The 15,767-nt window shown below is 60.8% G+C and carries 13 protein-coding genes and 1 tRNA gene; 4 read left to right on the forward strand and 10 right to left on the reverse strand.

Features of this window, described 5'->3' with window-relative positions; translation table 11 throughout:
• Positions 1-65: 65 nt before the first annotated feature.
• The 3 genes from P5689_RS08325 to P5689_RS08335 all read right to left on the reverse strand — a co-directional run bounded on the left by P5689_RS08325 (position 66) and on the right by P5689_RS08335 (position 3,296).
• Entirely contained in the window at positions 66-1,043 is a 978-nt protein-coding gene (locus P5689_RS08325) for a DUF1852 domain-containing protein (protein WP_285532784.1), read from the reverse strand.
• A gap of 210 nt (positions 1,044-1,253) precedes the next feature.
• Complete coding sequence (locus P5689_RS08330; RefSeq protein ID WP_285532785.1) at positions 1,254-2,132, reverse strand: LysR family transcriptional regulator; 879 nt, start codon at positions 2,130-2,132, stop codon at positions 1,254-1,256.
• Between the two features lie 270 nt (positions 2,133-2,402).
• Positions 2,403-3,296 (reverse strand): SDR family oxidoreductase, encoded by an 894-nt coding sequence (locus tag P5689_RS08335; protein WP_285532786.1) that lies wholly within the window; start codon positions 3,294-3,296, stop codon positions 2,403-2,405.
• 98 nt (positions 3,297-3,394) lie between these two features.
• Between P5689_RS08335 and P5689_RS08340 the strand changes: the two genes are divergently transcribed.
• Positions 3,395-4,258, forward strand: coding sequence for a helix-turn-helix transcriptional regulator (locus P5689_RS08340; protein ID WP_285532788.1), 864 nt, complete (start codon positions 3,395-3,397; stop codon positions 4,256-4,258).
• Between the two features lie 250 nt (positions 4,259-4,508).
• On the opposite strand, the gene P5689_RS08345 is transcribed toward P5689_RS08340, so the two are convergent.
• The 6 genes from P5689_RS08345 to P5689_RS08370 form a co-directional block, all read right to left on the reverse strand.
• Positions 4,509-4,584 (reverse strand) — tRNA-Glu (locus tag P5689_RS08345).
• Positions 4,585-4,631: 47 nt separating this feature from the next.
• Positions 4,632-6,440, reverse strand: a complete 1,809-nt coding sequence (recJ, locus tag P5689_RS08350; RefSeq protein ID WP_285532789.1) for a single-stranded-DNA-specific exonuclease RecJ — start codon at positions 6,438-6,440, stop codon at positions 4,632-4,634.
• Between the two features lie 21 nt (positions 6,441-6,461).
• On the reverse strand, positions 6,462-7,454 hold the full coding sequence (glpX, locus tag P5689_RS08355; protein ID WP_023979732.1) for a class II fructose-bisphosphatase: 993 nt from the start codon (positions 7,452-7,454) through the stop codon (positions 6,462-6,464).
• Positions 7,455-7,538: 84 nt separating this feature from the next.
• On the reverse strand, positions 7,539-8,852 hold the full coding sequence (locus tag P5689_RS08360; RefSeq protein ID WP_062163716.1) for a homoserine dehydrogenase: 1,314 nt from the start codon (positions 8,850-8,852) through the stop codon (positions 7,539-7,541).
• A complete protein-coding gene (locus P5689_RS08365) occupies positions 8,849-10,054 on the reverse strand; it encodes an LL-diaminopimelate aminotransferase (protein WP_062163717.1) in 1,206 nt (401 codons plus the stop codon). The genes P5689_RS08360 and P5689_RS08365 overlap by 4 nt, the downstream gene beginning before the upstream one ends.
• Before the next feature lie 99 nt (positions 10,055-10,153).
• Positions 10,154-11,149 carry a hypothetical protein gene (locus tag P5689_RS08370; RefSeq protein ID WP_062163718.1) on the reverse strand — a complete coding sequence of 332 codons (996 nt, stop codon included), beginning with the start codon at positions 11,147-11,149 and terminating at the stop codon, positions 10,154-10,156.
• A gap of 184 nt (positions 11,150-11,333) precedes the next feature.
• Between P5689_RS08370 and P5689_RS08375 the strand changes: the two genes are divergently transcribed.
• Genes P5689_RS08375 through P5689_RS08385 form a run of 3 tightly spaced genes read left to right on the forward strand, consistent with a single transcriptional unit; the run spans position 11,334 to position 13,876 of the window.
• Positions 11,334-12,002 carry an ATP-dependent Clp protease proteolytic subunit gene (locus P5689_RS08375; protein WP_023979736.1) on the forward strand — a complete coding sequence of 223 codons (669 nt, stop codon included), beginning with the start codon at positions 11,334-11,336 and terminating at the stop codon, positions 12,000-12,002.
• 18 nt (positions 12,003-12,020) lie between these two features.
• Positions 12,021-13,028, forward strand: coding sequence for a hypothetical protein (locus P5689_RS08380; protein WP_023979737.1), 1,008 nt, complete (start codon positions 12,021-12,023; stop codon positions 13,026-13,028).
• Complete coding sequence (locus P5689_RS08385; protein WP_285532794.1) at positions 13,025-13,876, forward strand: hypothetical protein; 852 nt, start codon at positions 13,025-13,027, stop codon at positions 13,874-13,876. Before P5689_RS08380 ends, P5689_RS08385 begins: the two co-directional genes overlap by 4 nt.
• An 83-nt stretch (positions 13,877-13,959) precedes the next feature.
• Here P5689_RS08385 and ggt read toward each other — a convergent pair whose 3' ends face one another.
• Positions 13,960-15,756, reverse strand: coding sequence for a gamma-glutamyltransferase (ggt, locus tag P5689_RS08390; RefSeq protein WP_285532796.1), 1,797 nt, complete (start codon positions 15,754-15,756; stop codon positions 13,960-13,962).
• Between the last annotated feature and the right edge of the window lie 11 nt (positions 15,757-15,767).

The raw sequence follows: 15,767 nt of genomic DNA on the forward strand, positions 1-15,767 counted from the left end.
CTCTTCAGAGGGGTGGCCCACAGGGATGGCCCACAGGGGCGGCATAGTGATGCAGAATGAAGGGCTCAGGCCGCGTATCGGCTGGACCATTGCTCGAGAAGGGTTTTGTGCGGCGCAATGAAATGTTCGCCTGCAAATCGTCCCTGCTCGATGGCGAGGCGCGTGCGCTCCTCGCGGTCATAGACCACACGGGTGTTGGAGTAATCGTTCTGGCGCAGGCTGGGCTTGTAGCGTGAGGCGGCAGCCGAGTTCGCGTTGTAGATTTCCGGGCGATAGATACGCTGGAAAGTCTCCATCGTGCTGATCGTGCTGATCAGTTCGAGAGGCGTATAATCATTGAGCAGATCGCCAAAGAAATAGAAGGCGAGGGGCGCGACGCATCCGGGCGGCATGAAATAACGCACCTGCATCCCCATCTTGCCAAAATAGCTTTCGGTCAGTGAGGTCTCGTTGGGTGTGTATTCCACGCCCAGCACGGGATGCTCATTGGTGGTGCGGGTATAGATCTTGTTTTCCGAAACGCTCAGGCAGATCACGGGGGGCTTTGTGAAATGGGCTGCGTAGGCCTCAGACGCGATGAAAGCCTTGAAGATCCTGCCATGCAGAACGCCGAAATCATCGGGAACTGAAAAACCGTCACGTCCGCGATTATGCTCGGGCAGGAGCACGCTGAAATCATAGTCGCGCACATAGGATGAGAAATTATTGCCTACGATGCCCTCGATGCGCTTGCCACTGGTCCGGTCGATGATTGTGGTCCTGAGGAGCTCGATGGCAGGAAAGCTCTCACCAGACCCGGTGATATCCATGTCGATGGAGACGATATCGAGTTCGAGCGCATAGCGATGACCCTCAGGGTTGTCCCATCGAGCGAGATCGTTGAAGCGATGATCGATCATGTGCAGCGCCGCCCGCAGGTTTTCCTGACGGGATTCACCTCTCGCGAGATTGGCGAAATTGGTGGTCAGCCGCGTACCGGGAGCCGGCGCATAGTTTTCGTCAAACCGGAGGCTTTTGACCTTGAAGGTGAAATCGCGGGTCATGATGGGCGGGTATCCTCTACTGGAACCTGTTTTCCGCGCCACGTTGGAAGTGCCGCCGCGCGGTGCGAGCGAGGCCCGTTTATCCGGCGTGACCCATCATGAAGACAAATGATTATAATTCGTCATAACATGACAATCTGTCATGTCATTCCTCGTCGTGTCAGAAAGACACGCGGGATGCTGTAGGCCCGGCGCCGTTGATCATCGGCGTCATGAGTCGATTTTGACACTGGCTGCCAGTTTGATGAATCCGTCCAGATATGGGGGTGCCGTACCCGTGCGGTGGCCCAGGTGGATGGATTTGAGAATTCCGTTACCAATCCTGACTCCTTTCACCCCTCTCACCTTGCGTAGCAGCCAGTCCGGTGTGGCGCTGACAGCCCGTCCGGATGCCACAAGGCGCAGCATCAGATCGGTGGTTTCCACTGTGCGGTGCCGCCGCGGCAGGGCATGGGCCGGGACGAGGAATTGCGTGTAGATATCGAGCCGCTCGCGCGAGACGGGATAGGTGATCAGCGTTTCGGTTGTAAGGTCGGAAGGTTCGATATGGTGTTTCTGCGCCAGAGGGTGCGTGTCGGACACGGCCAGTACGAGCTCGTAGTCGAAGACGGGCGTGAAGGTGAGCTCCGGGCGCGCAATCGGATCGGGCGTGACGAGAATATCGATTTCATGGCCGAGCAGAGCCGTCAGGCCGCCAAACTGAAAGGCGGTCGTGACGTCGAGTTCGACATCAGGCCACGCAGCAAGAAACGGATCGACCACCTGCATCAGCCAGTCCTGACAGGGGTGACATTCCATACCGATACGGATCGAGCCCCGCCGACCGCGCGCATAATCTTCCAGCACACCGGCGCCATGCTCAAGCTGAGGCAGGACGCGCTGGGCGAGCCCGAGCAGATAGTCACCGGCGAGGGTAAAGCGCAATTTGTGGCCTTCGCGTTCGAACAGCTTGACGCTGTAACGGTCCTCGAAACGGCGGATGGCATGACTGACGGCTGACTGGGTCAGGCATAATTGTTCTGCTGCCTGTGTCAGGCTGCCGGTGCGATGGATTTCACGCAAAATGGCCAGCGGCTGAATGTCGATCATGATCCATGAATATCCGTCAGGTTTCCCTCATCTGTGATGAATTTCAGGCAGGAATCAAGCAGATGGTCTGGCGTGATCACGATCCGGGAGCGCGAACAGCATCTCTCTGGCCCCGGCACGCCGCTCCGGTTTTCGTGCCCCGGAGATGCAGCCGGCCTCGGACGTTCGGCAGGGAGATGGCGGTTTCAGCTGCAGTGAGCGCGGTGAGTGGTCAAAAACAAGCTGGCGCAGCCCTTATGGGATACGCCAGCAAGGTTACGATCTGCCGACTTACGCCATCTGAGGGCTTAGATTAGCAACGTCACTCAGCAAGCTGGCCCCAATGGGCTGCCAGCCAAGGCGTTGCTGCGTCTTCTGACTCGAGGCCGTCATGTCCTTGCTGACGAAGCTATATAACCAGCCGAAATGAGCCATTGCCTCATCCTCGCTCAGTCCGGTGACGGGCAAGCCGAGAGTTTGCCCGATCCTTTCCGCAATGGCGCGTACCGACACACCTTCTTCCGCCGTTGCATGATAGCGTGCGCCGTGGGCCTGTTTTTCAAGCGCCAGACGATAGAGTGTGACGGTGGCCGAAACAGGGGCTGCCGACCAGCGATGATCTGTGTCCGCAATATAGGCGGCACGCCCTGTCTCGCGGGCGAGCTGGATCAGGAATGTCACGAGGCCCTGACGCGCCGTATCGTGAATTTGCGACAGACGCACCAGCGAGACATTCCGGCCGCGATCAATCATCCCCTGCGCTGCGATTTCCGAAATGACCCGTGGATTCTTGTGCTGGGCGTTAAAGACATCCTCATCCGCGCACGCGCCGGGATGGGCTTCGCCGAACAGCGTTGTGGAGGTGATTACAAAGGGGCGGTTCGAACCCTCAAGCGCCTCACCGATGGCGTCGATAGCGCGTTGGTCTTTCTCGCAATTGGCAAGATAATGCGCGAAGTCATGGTCGAACGCGGTATGGATAACGCCGTCGCTCCCTGCCGCTCCTGCGCGCAGGCTGGCGAGATCCTCAAGATCGCCGTGCAGCGCCTCTGCACCTGCGGCCTGAAGTCTTTGTGCGCCAGCCGTCGAGCGCGTCAGGCCAAGCACCTGATGGCCAGCCCCAATAAGTTCCGCAACGAGTTTGGCGCCGATAAAACCGTTCGCCCCGGTCAGAAAAACGCGCATGATCCAGCTTCCTCAGTTGTCAGATCATGATTATGGCCGCCATAGTCATCCTGTTACAGTAGTGACGTTATCATAGTACCAGCACTGACAGGCTTGCCGTGACATCTCCCACCGCCCTTGGCGCCTATTTGCGAGATAGGCGTGATCGTCTCGATCCGGCGGCTTTCGGCTTTCCCGCCACAAGGCGACGCACGCCGGGGCTGCGCCGGGAGGAAGTCGCGCAACGCGCCAATATCAGCCCCACATGGTACACCTGGCTGGAGCAGGGGCGGGCGGGTTCGCCCTCGGCGGATGTGCTTGATCGTATTGCCAAGGGGATGCTGCTGACCGAAGCAGAGCGGGAGCATCTGTATATGCTGGCGCTCGGGCATCCGCCGGAACGGCGGTACAGGGCGGCCGAAGGCATCACGCCGCGCCTGCAACGTGTGCTTGATGCGCTCACCTGGAGCCCAGCCATCGTCAAGACAGCCTTGTGGGATGTCGTTGCCTGGAACAGGGCTGCCTCCTGTGTGCTCACCGATTACAGCAAGCTGGCGCGGGAAGACCGCAATATCCTCAAGATCGTCTTTTGTACGCCCCGTATACGCGCGATGCAGACAGACTGGTCGAGCCTTGCTTATTCAGTGGTCGCGGCTTTTCGTGCCGATGTGGTGCGGGCTGGTGCTTCTGCCGAGATCGACAGGCTTGTCGCTGAGCTGAGCGCTGCCAGCCCGGATTTCGCGGCGCTCTGGCAGCATAATGACGTGTTGCAGCAGGGTGAGGGAACCAAGCGCCTGCAACATCCTGCGGTGGGGCTGATCGAACTCGAATATTCAGGGTTCGCGGTCGATGGGCGGCCAGATCTGGGCCTGATCATCTACAATCCGGCTACAGAAGGCGATCTTGAGCGCATCCAGCGCCTCATGGCAGAGACACCTTCGGACAGTGGCGTCCCGGTGGCTGACGGGGGTGGCCCGAACTGATGTGATGTGTCGGATGCGGGCAGGCCGTAGCTGGAGGCTCAAGACGCCGCCTACAGATATTCGCTTTTGAATGAGAGGCGCGATTTGCCTGTAAGGGATTGGCCGTGAACTTCCTGACCCTATCAGGGTGCAGGACAACAGACGACCAAGCAGTAAAATGCCAGACTGTCTGACTTGAAACGCTGTTCTGTTTTTCTAGAAATTCCGCATCTGCGTCATCGCTTTGTACCGAAAAATCCGGCCTGTAGCGTGGTGTCCCGTACGGGATTCGAACCCGTGTTACCGCCGTGAAAGGGCGGTGTCCTAGGCCTCTAGACGAACGGGACTGGAGGCGTGAGCGGCTGATTATCTCACCCCCGGATGGGGGTCAACCCTAAATCGTGGCAGCGTCCAAAATAAAAAAGCTCAGCATATCCTGACCGTTCCACTGCTCGCAGCGCAGTTGCCCCGCCACGTGAAGTACCGGCATGGCCCGGTCTTCCAGCAGGGCAGCGAACGCCTTGTCTGCGGCGCGAAAGACCAGACCACGCAGCCTGCCACCATCCTCGCCCTGCAGGATGACACGCAGCGTGTTGCCATCGCGCCCGATACGCTCGGTCTTGACGGCACGAACGCGGCTGATGGCAATGACCGGCTCTTCATGGCCAGCCCCGAAGGGGCCGAGGCGTGCCAGCTGTGCGGCAATTTCCGTCGTTGCTCCACGAAGGGTCAGTACGCCGTCTATGCATAGTGAGTCGTGGCGCGGGCGGAGTCTGGCCTGGGCAAGCGCCTCGTCAAGGAACTGGTGGAATTCCGCTGCTCTTGCTGCGTCAAGAGAGAACCCGGCCGCCATGGCGTGACCGCCACCGGTAAGAAGCAACCCCGACTGGCAGGCATTGATTACAGCCGCGCCAAGGTCGATGCCCGGCACAGAGCGGGCCGAGCCCTTGATCCTGCCATCCCGAAGAGCGCCAACCAGCACAGGCCTGTTGCAGCGCTCACGGATACGACTGGCGACGATACCTACAACACCCGGATGCCAGTCCTCGCCATGCAGGAACAGGGCCGCGTGACCAGCCTCTAGCTGCGCTTCGGCTTGGGCATAGGCATCGTTGAGGATATCTGCCTCGACAGTCTGGCGCTGCCGGTTGATTTCATCGAGTTTTTCGGTCAGTGCGCGGGCCTCGAACGCATCGTCGCTCAGGAGCAGCTTTACCCCGAGTTCGGCTTGCGCAATACGGCCGCCCGCGTTGATTCGTGGCCCGATGGCAAAGCCACAGGCCATGGCGCTGGCTGTTTCTTTCACCCCTGCCACGGAGGCCAAGGTGGACAGGCCCAGCCGCTCGCCACGGCCCATTACACGCAGGCCTTGGGCGACGAAAGCGCGGTTGAGGTCGCGCAGGGGCATCACATCGCAGATTGTGGCCAGTGCCACCAGATCGAGCTTGCGCAGCAGGGCAGGCTCCTCATGCGCGTCAAACCAGCCCGACGCGCGCAACGTCCGGCAGGTAGCAATCAGCGCAAGGAAGGCGACGCTCGTGGCGCAAAGATGCCCTAGCCCCGACTCGCAGTCGAGGCGGTTGGGGTTGACCACCAGACAGTCAGGCAGAATGGCCCCGTCTGGCTTGTGATGGTCCAGCACGATAATATCACCATCCTCTTTGAGGCTGGTGAGCAGATCAACGGAGGCCGTCCCGCAATCGACACAGATAAGTAGGCTCGCCCCTTTGGAGCGCAGGCCTTCAAGGGCTGGCCCGTTGGGGCCATAACCCTCCTTCTGCCGGTCGGGAATATGGAAAAAGACCGGGCATCCCAGCTCGCGAAGCGTTTCGGTAAGAAGGGTGGTGCCACAGGCACCGTCGACATCGTAATCACCGAAGACGCCAATGGTCTCACCCGTCTTGACGGCGTTGGCCAGTCGCAGGGCAGCGTCATTCATGCCTGTCAGGCAGGACGGGTCTGGCAGCCAGTCGCGCAGTTTCGGGTCGAGAAAAGCCGGAATACGGGCGGCATCGACCCCGCGGCTGTGCAGGATGCGGGCCAGTAATTCGGGAATGGCAGCGCGTTGCGCGATGGCCAGGGCGATGCGACCATCACCGCTGGCCAGCCTGTCATCGCGCCAGACCCAGGAACGCTGACTGCCACTTTCATGGACAGAAAGAACCGGTTCTGGCGAAGCGATGATCGTGGGAGCGTCAGACATACGCTCCTTTATAGGGTGGGATCAGTGACCTGCCCACGTCTTGGTGGTGAAATTGTGCCGCCCTTCAATGAAGCGCACCGTGGCAGACTTGGAGCGCATGACGATGGAATGAGTGCGGGCAACGGTCGGGCCGTAGAAGCGCACACCACGCAGCAATGTTCCGGTCGTGACACCAGTCGCCGAGAACAGCACGTCGCCACGGGCCATGTCATGCAGGCCGAGCTTGCGGGTCGGGTCATTGCCCGGATCCATCGAGCGGGCGCGCTCGATCTGGCTCTCATCCTCGAACATCAGGCGGCCCTGCATCTGCCCACCCACGCAGCGCACGGCTGCGGCAGCCAGAACACCTTCCGGCGCGCCACCCGAACCCGCATAGATGTCCACGCGGCTCTCATCCATACAGGCCGCAATGGCGGCAGCAACGTCGCCATCGGTCAGCAGCATAACGCGTGCACCAGCTTCGCGGGCGCGGGCAATCAGCTCCTCATGACGTTCGCGGTCGAGCGCGCACATGGTGAGCGAGGAGATATCCTTGCCCTTGGCCTTGGCGAGGTCACGCAGTGTGGTTTCGATCGGGGCGTCGATATCGATCAGATCGTCCGGCAGGTTCGGGCCCACCACCAGCTTCTGCATGTAGATGTCAGGCGCATGGAGGAAATTACCGCTCTCGGCCAGAGCCACCATCGTCATGGCGTTCGGCATGTCCTTGGCGCAGAGATTGGTGCCCTCGAGCGGGTCGACGGCGATGTCCATCTTGGGACCGCCGGCACCCACCTTTTCGCCGATGTAGAGCATCGGGGCTTCGTCCATCTCGCCCTCGCCAATCACGACCGTACCCTCGATCGCGACGGTGTCGAAAGCGGCCCGCATGGCCTGGACGGCTGCACCGTCAGCCTCGTTCTTTTCCCCACGGCCAGTCCAGGCCGATGACGAGATGGCCGCAGCTTCTGTCACGCGCACGAGCTCGAGCGCGAGGTTGCGATCCGTCACTTTATACTTAGGAGAGAAAGGCATCCGGTATATCCTATCTGTACTCTATCCAGCTGAGCCGGAATTGCGACACGCCCTGTTATGCCGGGATGTGCCGCCTTTGCCACATCACACAGTCTCGATTTTCATGAGCAGCGGTGTGCCGACGACAGTTTCCAGGGGCTCGAGGGCCGTCAGGACGGAAAGCATGGCCGCCTCGCTGGTTTCATGTGTGACAAGCGCCAGGGGAACAACCGTCTGTGAAGAAGCCGCTTTTCCGGCCTCTTCCGCCGCATGTTGCGAGAGGGCGCGCAGGGATACGCCATAGTCGCGCAAGGCCGCTGTGATATCGGCCACCACGCCGGGGCGATCCTGCACAAAGAGGCGCAGATAATACTGCCCGGCCAGGTTTTCGCGCGGGGCGCAGGCGATTTCGGGCCGTGGGTCCATCCCCCATACGGGCAGGGCTGTTCCCCGGGCAAGATCGATCACATCCGCCATTACGGCGCTGGCGGTCGGTCCTGCACCCGCACCACGGCCTTCAATCAGCATCGGGCCGCTGAAGGCGCCTTCGGTCAGGACAGCATTGAAAACGCCGTCCACATTCGCGATCGGAGCGGATTGCGGCACCATGCATGGGCGCATGGAGGCCTCGATGGCGCCCTGCTCATCACGGCGCGCACTGCCCAGCAGCTTGATGCGATAGCCCATCTCGCGGGCAAAGGCCTGATCGCACGCGGCGATGTTGCGGATTCCCTCGACATGCAGGCTGTCGAACCGCACCGGCTGACCAAAGGCAAGGCCGGCAAGTATGGCGAGCTTGTGGGCAGCGTCCCAGCCATCGACATCGGTGGAAGGGTCGGCTTCGGCATATCCAAGAGCCTGCGCCTCGGCGAGGATATCGCCAAAATCGCGGCCCGACTCGCGCATGGCGGTCAGGATGTAGTTGCAGGTGCCGTTCAGGATGCCGCCAACGCGCACCAGATTATCGGCCGCGAGACCTTCACGCACGAGCTTGATGGCCGGGATGCCGCCTGCCACCGAGGCCTCGAACAGCAGGGAGGTGTTGTTCTCGCGGGCCAGCGTGGCCAGAGCCGCACCATGAATGGCAAGCAGGGCCTTGTTGGCGGTTACGACCGGCTTGCCAGCCTTCAGGGCGGTTTCGACCAGCGTACGGGCTGACCCCTCTGCGCCGCCAATCAGTTCCAGCACCACATCGACCTTCGGGTCACTGGCCAGCGCAATGGGGTCATCATGCCAGGTCAGACCGGCAAGATCGACGCCACGGTCGCGGGTGCGATCGCGGGCCGAGACAGCGACCACCTCGATGGTCCGTCCGGCACGGGCAGTAATGGCCTGGGCGTTCTCACGCAGAAGGCGCACCACGCCAGCCCCGACCGTGCCAAGACCAGCAATACCAAGATGAAGTGTTTGACCGTTCACGAAACTGCCTCTGCCTGTTTGACGCCGTGTTTGTTGAGGAAGGTCTTGATGGCACGCGTAGCCTGACGCAGGCGCTGCGTGTTCTCGACAAGACCGATACGAACGAAGCCTTCGCCATATTCACCAAAGCCCAGACCCGGGGCCACGGCCACACCAGCCTCTTTCAGCAACAGCTTGCTGAAATCGACGCTGCCCATTTCGGCGAAGCGCTCCGGGATAGGCGCCCAGGCAAACATCGAGCCCTGGGGAGAGGGAACGTCCCAGCCCGCAGCATGCAGCCCGCGGATCAGCACGTCGCGACGCTCACGATACATGTCCCGAATTTCGGCCACGCAATCCTGCGGGCCGCTCAGGGCCGCGACAGCCGCCACCTGAATGGGGGTGAAGGCGCCGTAATCGAGATAGGACTTGATGCGTGTGAGGGCCTGGATCAGATGCGGGTTGCCTGCGGCAAAGCCCATGCGCCAGCCGGCCATGGAATAGGTCTTCGACAGTGAGGTGAACTCGACCGCGATATCCTTGGCGCCCGGCACCTGCAGGATCGACGGTGGCGGCTCGTCGCCGAAATAGATTTCGCAATAGGCCAGATCGGACAGGATCCAGATCTGCTCGCGACGGGCGAAAGCGACCAGCTCCTTGTAGAAATCCAGCGATGCCGTGAAGGCCGTCGGGTTGGACGGAAAGTTCACGATGAGCGCGGTGGGCTTGGGGACGGAATGGCGCACTGCCCGTTCAAGCGCGCGCAACATGTCCTCATCCGGCGTGGCGGGAATGGAGCGTACCGAAGCGCCCGCAATGATGAAGCCAAACTGATGAATGGGGTAGGACGGATTCGGCACCAGAATCGTGTCGCCGGGGCTGGTAATGGCCGAGGACAGATTGGCCAGACCTTCCTTCGAGCCCAGCGTCGCGATGACTTCGGTCTCGGGGTTCAGATCCACACCGAAGCGGCGCTCATAATACCCCGCCAGCGCACGACGCAGCCCGGGAATACCACGGCTGACCGAGTAGCGATGGCTGCGCGGGTCGGCCACGGTCTCGACAAGCTTCTTGACGATATGGGGCGGTGTGGGGCTGTCGGGGTTGCCCATGCCCAGATCGATGATGTCTTCACCATGCGCTCGGGCCGCGGCCTTGGCCTTGTTCACTTCGGCAAAGACATAGGGCGGCAGGCGACGGATACGGTGAAACTCTTCGGTCATTTTTTCGGCTCGGGGGCACAGGGTTGAAATAAAATTACCGGAGTCAGGGCGACTCCGACAATCTTCACTAACCTGTTTCCAGAACCGGGTGAACCGTCCTCAGTAAGGCGAGCGGTCAATTCTCGCGCCACGCCCCAGCGCACCGGCGCTCAGACGGATATCCGATGCGGGGACGCCGTGCAGAATCAGGGTCTGTGCCACCACGCGCGCGCGCAGCAGGCCGAGCTTGATGCCAATAACCTGCTCTTCAGGGCGGAATGACGTGATTTCGCCAAAACCCTTCACATAGACCACGTCATGAGGGCCTCGTGTGCCGAGGAATTTGCCGATCGTGCCGTCCTGGCCATTCGCGATCTGATCGGAGGCCTGCTTGAAACGGATCAGCGTGCCATGGGGCTCGGTCAGATCATAAGAGGGCGGTGCAATGTCCGGCAGGGCGGCATCGCGCGGAATATCGAAGCCGGGAAAACGTGGCGCCTGGGGCGGCAGATCGCCGATTTGCGGCAGCTCGCCCGGTTTGATCGGCGGCGGCGCAAAACGTGTGACCTCAGGCAGGGCGGCTTCGGGCGGCACTGTTTCGGCTGGCGCAGCCTTCTTCGCTGCCGGTTTGGCAACCGGAGGTTTAGGCGCTGGTGCAGCAGCCGGTGCCGCTGCCGGTGCCGCTGCTGGTGCAGGCGTCGCTGGCGGTGTCTGGCCGGGTGCCACAACGCTCATCGATGAGCCACTGTCATCGCCGGAGGGGCGTGGCTTGGGCTGCGGTGGCGGCGGCGGCGCCGGAATGATGAGTGGGCCGTCAGCCACGGCCAGATGCTGGCTGAGGTTGCGCTGGAGCGTCAGCTTGTCTGTAAGAGCCTTCCGGGCCGGGGCACTGGGCAGATCGACCTGGGCAGTTGGTGTGAGCCCGACATGGGGGTAGTTGCCATGAGCCCCCGGTGCAGGGGGGCGCTGCTTGGCAATCTCGCCGCCCTGGTACTGATGATACCAGTTACCGACCGTATCGACGGCGTCTCTGTGACCGCAGGCGGCCAGGGGCATCGTGAGCGACGCCATGCCTGTCATGACAAGGCCTTTGTGCAGCCAGCCTGTTTTCTGCATTTCTTCTGATCGACCTTATGAGTTTCTTGTCCGGGTTCACCGCGCTCGCGTCACCCTAACCGTTCCTGCCCCCCGTGGCGAGATGCCTGATCCCCAGCAAAAATTGGCGGGGCTCTTGTGAGGGCCGCCCATCAAGCGCAACATAGAAGGGATGAACAGGCTGTATGGACATAGGAACACCGTAATGCGTGGCACGACGCCTCAGGACATCTTCCGTATCGCACCACGTCTCGATGATGAAGATCCCGATACACAGAACCCCGACTCCCCGGAGACCAAGGAGCCCGCAGAAAAGGCCCCCGGTACCGAAATCGAGGGCAAGCTGTTCGAGCAGCGCAAGGTGCTGATCTTTGGCGGCATCAACGATAAGGTGGCCCGTGATGTCACAGGTCGTCTGCTTGCACTGGCCGGAGCTTCGGACAAGCCGATCGATATCTACGTCAATTCACCGGGTGGCCATGTCGAGAGTGGTGACACCATTCATGACATGATCCGCTTTGTGGATTCCATTGCTCCCGTGAACATGATCGGCACGGGCTGGGTGGCATCGGCTGGCGCGCTGATCTTTGCTGCAGGTCGTCCCGAGCGTCGCCTGTGTCTGCCGAACACGCGCTTCCTGCTGCATCAGCCGATGGGCGGTGTTCGTGGCCCGGCAACCGATATCGATATCGAGGCCCGCGAGATCATCAAGATGCGCGAACGCCTGAACCGACTGTTTGCTCGTGAAACCGGTCAGTCCTACGAGAAGATCGCCAAGGACACGGATCGCAATCACTGGATGTCGGCAGAAGAGGCCATTGCCTATGGTCTCGTCTCGCGCGTCATCAGTAAGATGAGCGATATCAAGGAATAAGAAGAGGAAGTCTCTCTCATGTCACGTCTTGAACAACTCTACAGCCATCTTCCCGATGCGCCGTCAGACAAGACCTTGGCCAAGGCCGATTTCGAAGCCCGTCACTGGAGCAGCGCCATTCCCGGCCCGCTCAAGCCGGGCACTGAGGAACACAAGCGCGCCGTAGCCGACATGTTCAGGGAGACTTTCAACCCTTACAAGCCTTCGGTCATCGAGTGGCCGAAGCTCGACCCGCAGACCCTGCATCGCATCACCTCGCTGCCGATCTGGGATATCGCCGTGCAGACCGAAGGCAAGGCACGCCTGCGCATGGCGGCCTATGCCGATATGATCGATGATCCCGACATGAAAGACGCCCTGCGTCGCAATGCCTGGGAGGAGAACCGCCACAAGGAGGTGCTCTCCAAGCTTGTTGAAGCCTACAACATCCCGATGGCCCCCGAGCCGCCCTATATCGAGCCGAAAGACACGGAGTGGGCGTATCTGGTGACCGGTTTCTCGGAATGTGTGGATAGCTTCTTTGCCTTCGGTCTGTTTGCCCTTGCCGAGCGTGCCGGTCTGTTCCCCATGGAACTGATCGAGACGTTCGAGCCTGTGATGCAGGAAGAGTGTCGTCATATCCTGCTTTTTGCCAACTGGCTGGCCTGGCATCGCGCCACCATGCCGTGGTGGAAGCGCCCTGTTTTTGAAGCGCGTGTTCTGGGTGTCTGGGCGTTCCTCGCCTATGAGCGCATGGATCTGGCCCGTTCGATCGATGCCGAGGGCAACGAGCACACGCAGGACAACAATTTCACCGTGACCGGCGCCAAGGACATGACGGACATGGACATCAAGGTGCCAGAGCTGATGCAGCTTTGCCTTGATGAAAATGATCGCCGCTTCTCTGGTTACGACCACCGCCTGCTGCGTCCCACTACGACACCGACACTCGTCAAGACCGGGCTGGCTGCCTATCGTCTGTGGGGAAAAGCATCGGGGGCCGTACGCGCCCGCCTCGGGCATAAGGAGCAGCACGCGCCTGCATGAGTGTGATTGAGCCGGGGTCAGAAGCCCATAAGCATTACTTCTGTCAGCAGTTTATCGATACGCATCAGGTTTTCGATCCGGAAACCCTGCCGTGGCCCGAGCTGACAGAGGAGGAACTGACCCGGCTCCGCGCCGTACCGTTCTGGCAGGAGGTGTATCACACCGAGCGCCGGGCCGGCGCAATTGTCGATGCCTTCACTCCCCAGATCATCGATCCTGAGGTCAAGGAGGCGGTACGGCTTCAGGGCTATGAAGAAGCCCGCCACGCCGATCTGATTCGCGTCATGATCGAACGATACGGTCTGGACGCGCGCAAGCAGCCGCTTGAGAAATTCCCTGCCGATCTCGAAACAGCCTTTATCGACTTTGGCTTTGGCGAGTGCCTTGACGCTTTTCTGGGTTTCGGGGCTTTCAAAAGCGCCCGTCAATCACAGTTTCTGCCCGAAAAGATGTTCGAGATTTTCGACATCCTGATGTTCGAGGAAACGCGGCATATCGTTTTCTTCATCAACTATATGGCCTGGCGAGAAAAGCGTCGCGGCCTTGGCCGCGCAAGGCGTTCCGCCAAATCGCTACGTTTCTATATCCGCGCGCTCAGCCGCCTGCTTGGGATGGTGAAACGTGGTCAGGAGCCCAATGACGGGCGCGATTTTGCCGTCACCCAGACCAATCTGTTTCTCGACGGCTTTTCCTTCCGCGACTTTGTCGAGGATTGCTATCGTGAAAACGCCCGTCGCATGACGGCGTTCGATCCTGGTCTCATGCAGCCTCGCCTGCTGCCCGGTATTGCCGATCTGGCGCTGCGCGGGTTGCGCCTGTGGGATAAAGGGCGTGGTCTTTCGCGCTAACAGGCTTGGGGCTCTGCCCTATCCCCCGCCAAAGGGCAGTCGCCCTTTGGAAGCCCTGAATTCGGAAGCGAAGGGTGCCTCGTTTATTCTCCTGTCGCGCCACCGCCTGCATGACGACGATCATAGCCGCCGTAGAATTGCCCGTCGGGATGCGATCCCAGCTTTGCGCCACCAGCGAGAACGCCTTCGGCTGAGCCCCATGGCTGATGCGTCTCAATCGTATAGCCATGAGCGCGCAGGGTGGCGATGACGGGTTCTGACAGGGCACCGGGTTCGATCTCGACGGCTTCGGGCTGCCATTGCTCGTGAATGCGGGGCATGTCGACGGCTTCCTGAATGGTCATGCCGTAATCGACTACCCCCAGAATCGCCGCGAGGGTAATGGTGGGAATGCGTGAACCGCCCGGGCTGCCAATGGCCATGATGGCCTTGCCATTTCTGGAGAGAATGGTGGGCGACATGGAAGAGAGCGGTGTCTTGCCGGGGGCAATCGCATTGGCCTTGCTGCCGACAATGCCGAACATGTTCGGCTCACCGGGTTTGGACGAAAAATCATCCATCTCGTCATTCAGGAAATAACCGGCGCTGCCTGCCATGACCTTCGCCCCGAACCAGCCATTGAGCGTATAGGTGACCGAGACAGCGTAGCCCGAATGATCCATGATCGAATATTGTGTGGTTTCGCGCTTTTCAGGCTGGGGGTCGCCCGCCACGAGGCTGGCAGAGGGTACCGCGTCTTCGGTTGGAATGGCGGCGCGGATTTTTGCGGCATAAGCCGGGTCGATCAGATGGGCCACAGGGTTTTTGACGAAAGCCGGGTCGCCCAGATCGCGCCGGTCGGAATAGGTATGACGCATCGCCTCGATTTCCTGATGTGTCGAGCGCGCGCTGTAGAGTCCCTCAGCTTTCAGGTCGTAGTTTGACAGGATATTGAGCATTTCGCACAATGCCACACCGCCGCCACTCGGCGGGGGGGCGGTATCAATCTGATACCCACGATAGCTGCACCGTATGGGCGCCATGATGCGTGGCTTGTAGGCGGCGAAATCAGCCATGGTCAGCAAGCCACCATTCGCCTTGCTGACACGCACCGTTTCTTCAGCAATCCAGCCGCGATAAAAAACGTCCGGCCCCTTGTCGGCAATGGCCTGAAGCGAGCGGGCGAGATCGGTCTGTCTGAAGCGCTCGCCAGTCGTGAAGGGCTGGCGATCGGCGCGCAGAAAGATTTTCGAGGCGTAGGGATCGTTGATGAAGGCCTTGGTCGAGGTGTTCAGCAGGTGAACGTCATTCTCTTCGAGCGTGTAGCCTTCACCGGCCAGAGCGATGGCGGGTGCCATGACCTGAGCCCGTGTCAGATGGCCCCAGCGTTTCAACGCAAGATCGAGCCCGGCCACCGTGCCAGGCACGCCCATCGATTTCCATCCGATGGTCGAGAGCCCCTTGATGATCTTGCCGTCCTTGTCCTGATACATCGTCTCGGTGGCGGCAAGCGGGGCATGTTCGCGGAAATCGATGAAGAAGGCTTTGCCGTCTGGTGTGTGCAGGGTCATGAACCCGCCACCACCGATATTGCCTGCGGCCGGGTAGACCACGGCCAGCGCATAGCCCACGGCAACAGCCGCATCGACAGCATTCCCGCCGTCGCGCAGGATCTTTGCCCCGACATCAGAGGCCAGATGCTGCGCCGAGACCACCATGCCATGCGCGCCCTGCGTCGAGGGAATAGGGGGGCGACTGGTCGCGGCGCCGCCAAAATTGAGCGCGTCGCCACCCGGTGCCGCCTGGGCAGGGCTGAAGGCCGAGAGCGTGACGGCACAGGACAGGGCGGAAGCAGACAAAAGCTGACGCCAGCGGTCGGGCGTTGAGGCAGGGAAAGACATAAGACGGTCCT

The sequence above is a fragment of the Asaia sp. HumB genome, from assembly GCF_030263835.1.
In the GTDB taxonomy this organism is placed as follows: Bacteria; Pseudomonadota; Alphaproteobacteria; order Acetobacterales; family Acetobacteraceae; genus Asaia; species Asaia bogorensis.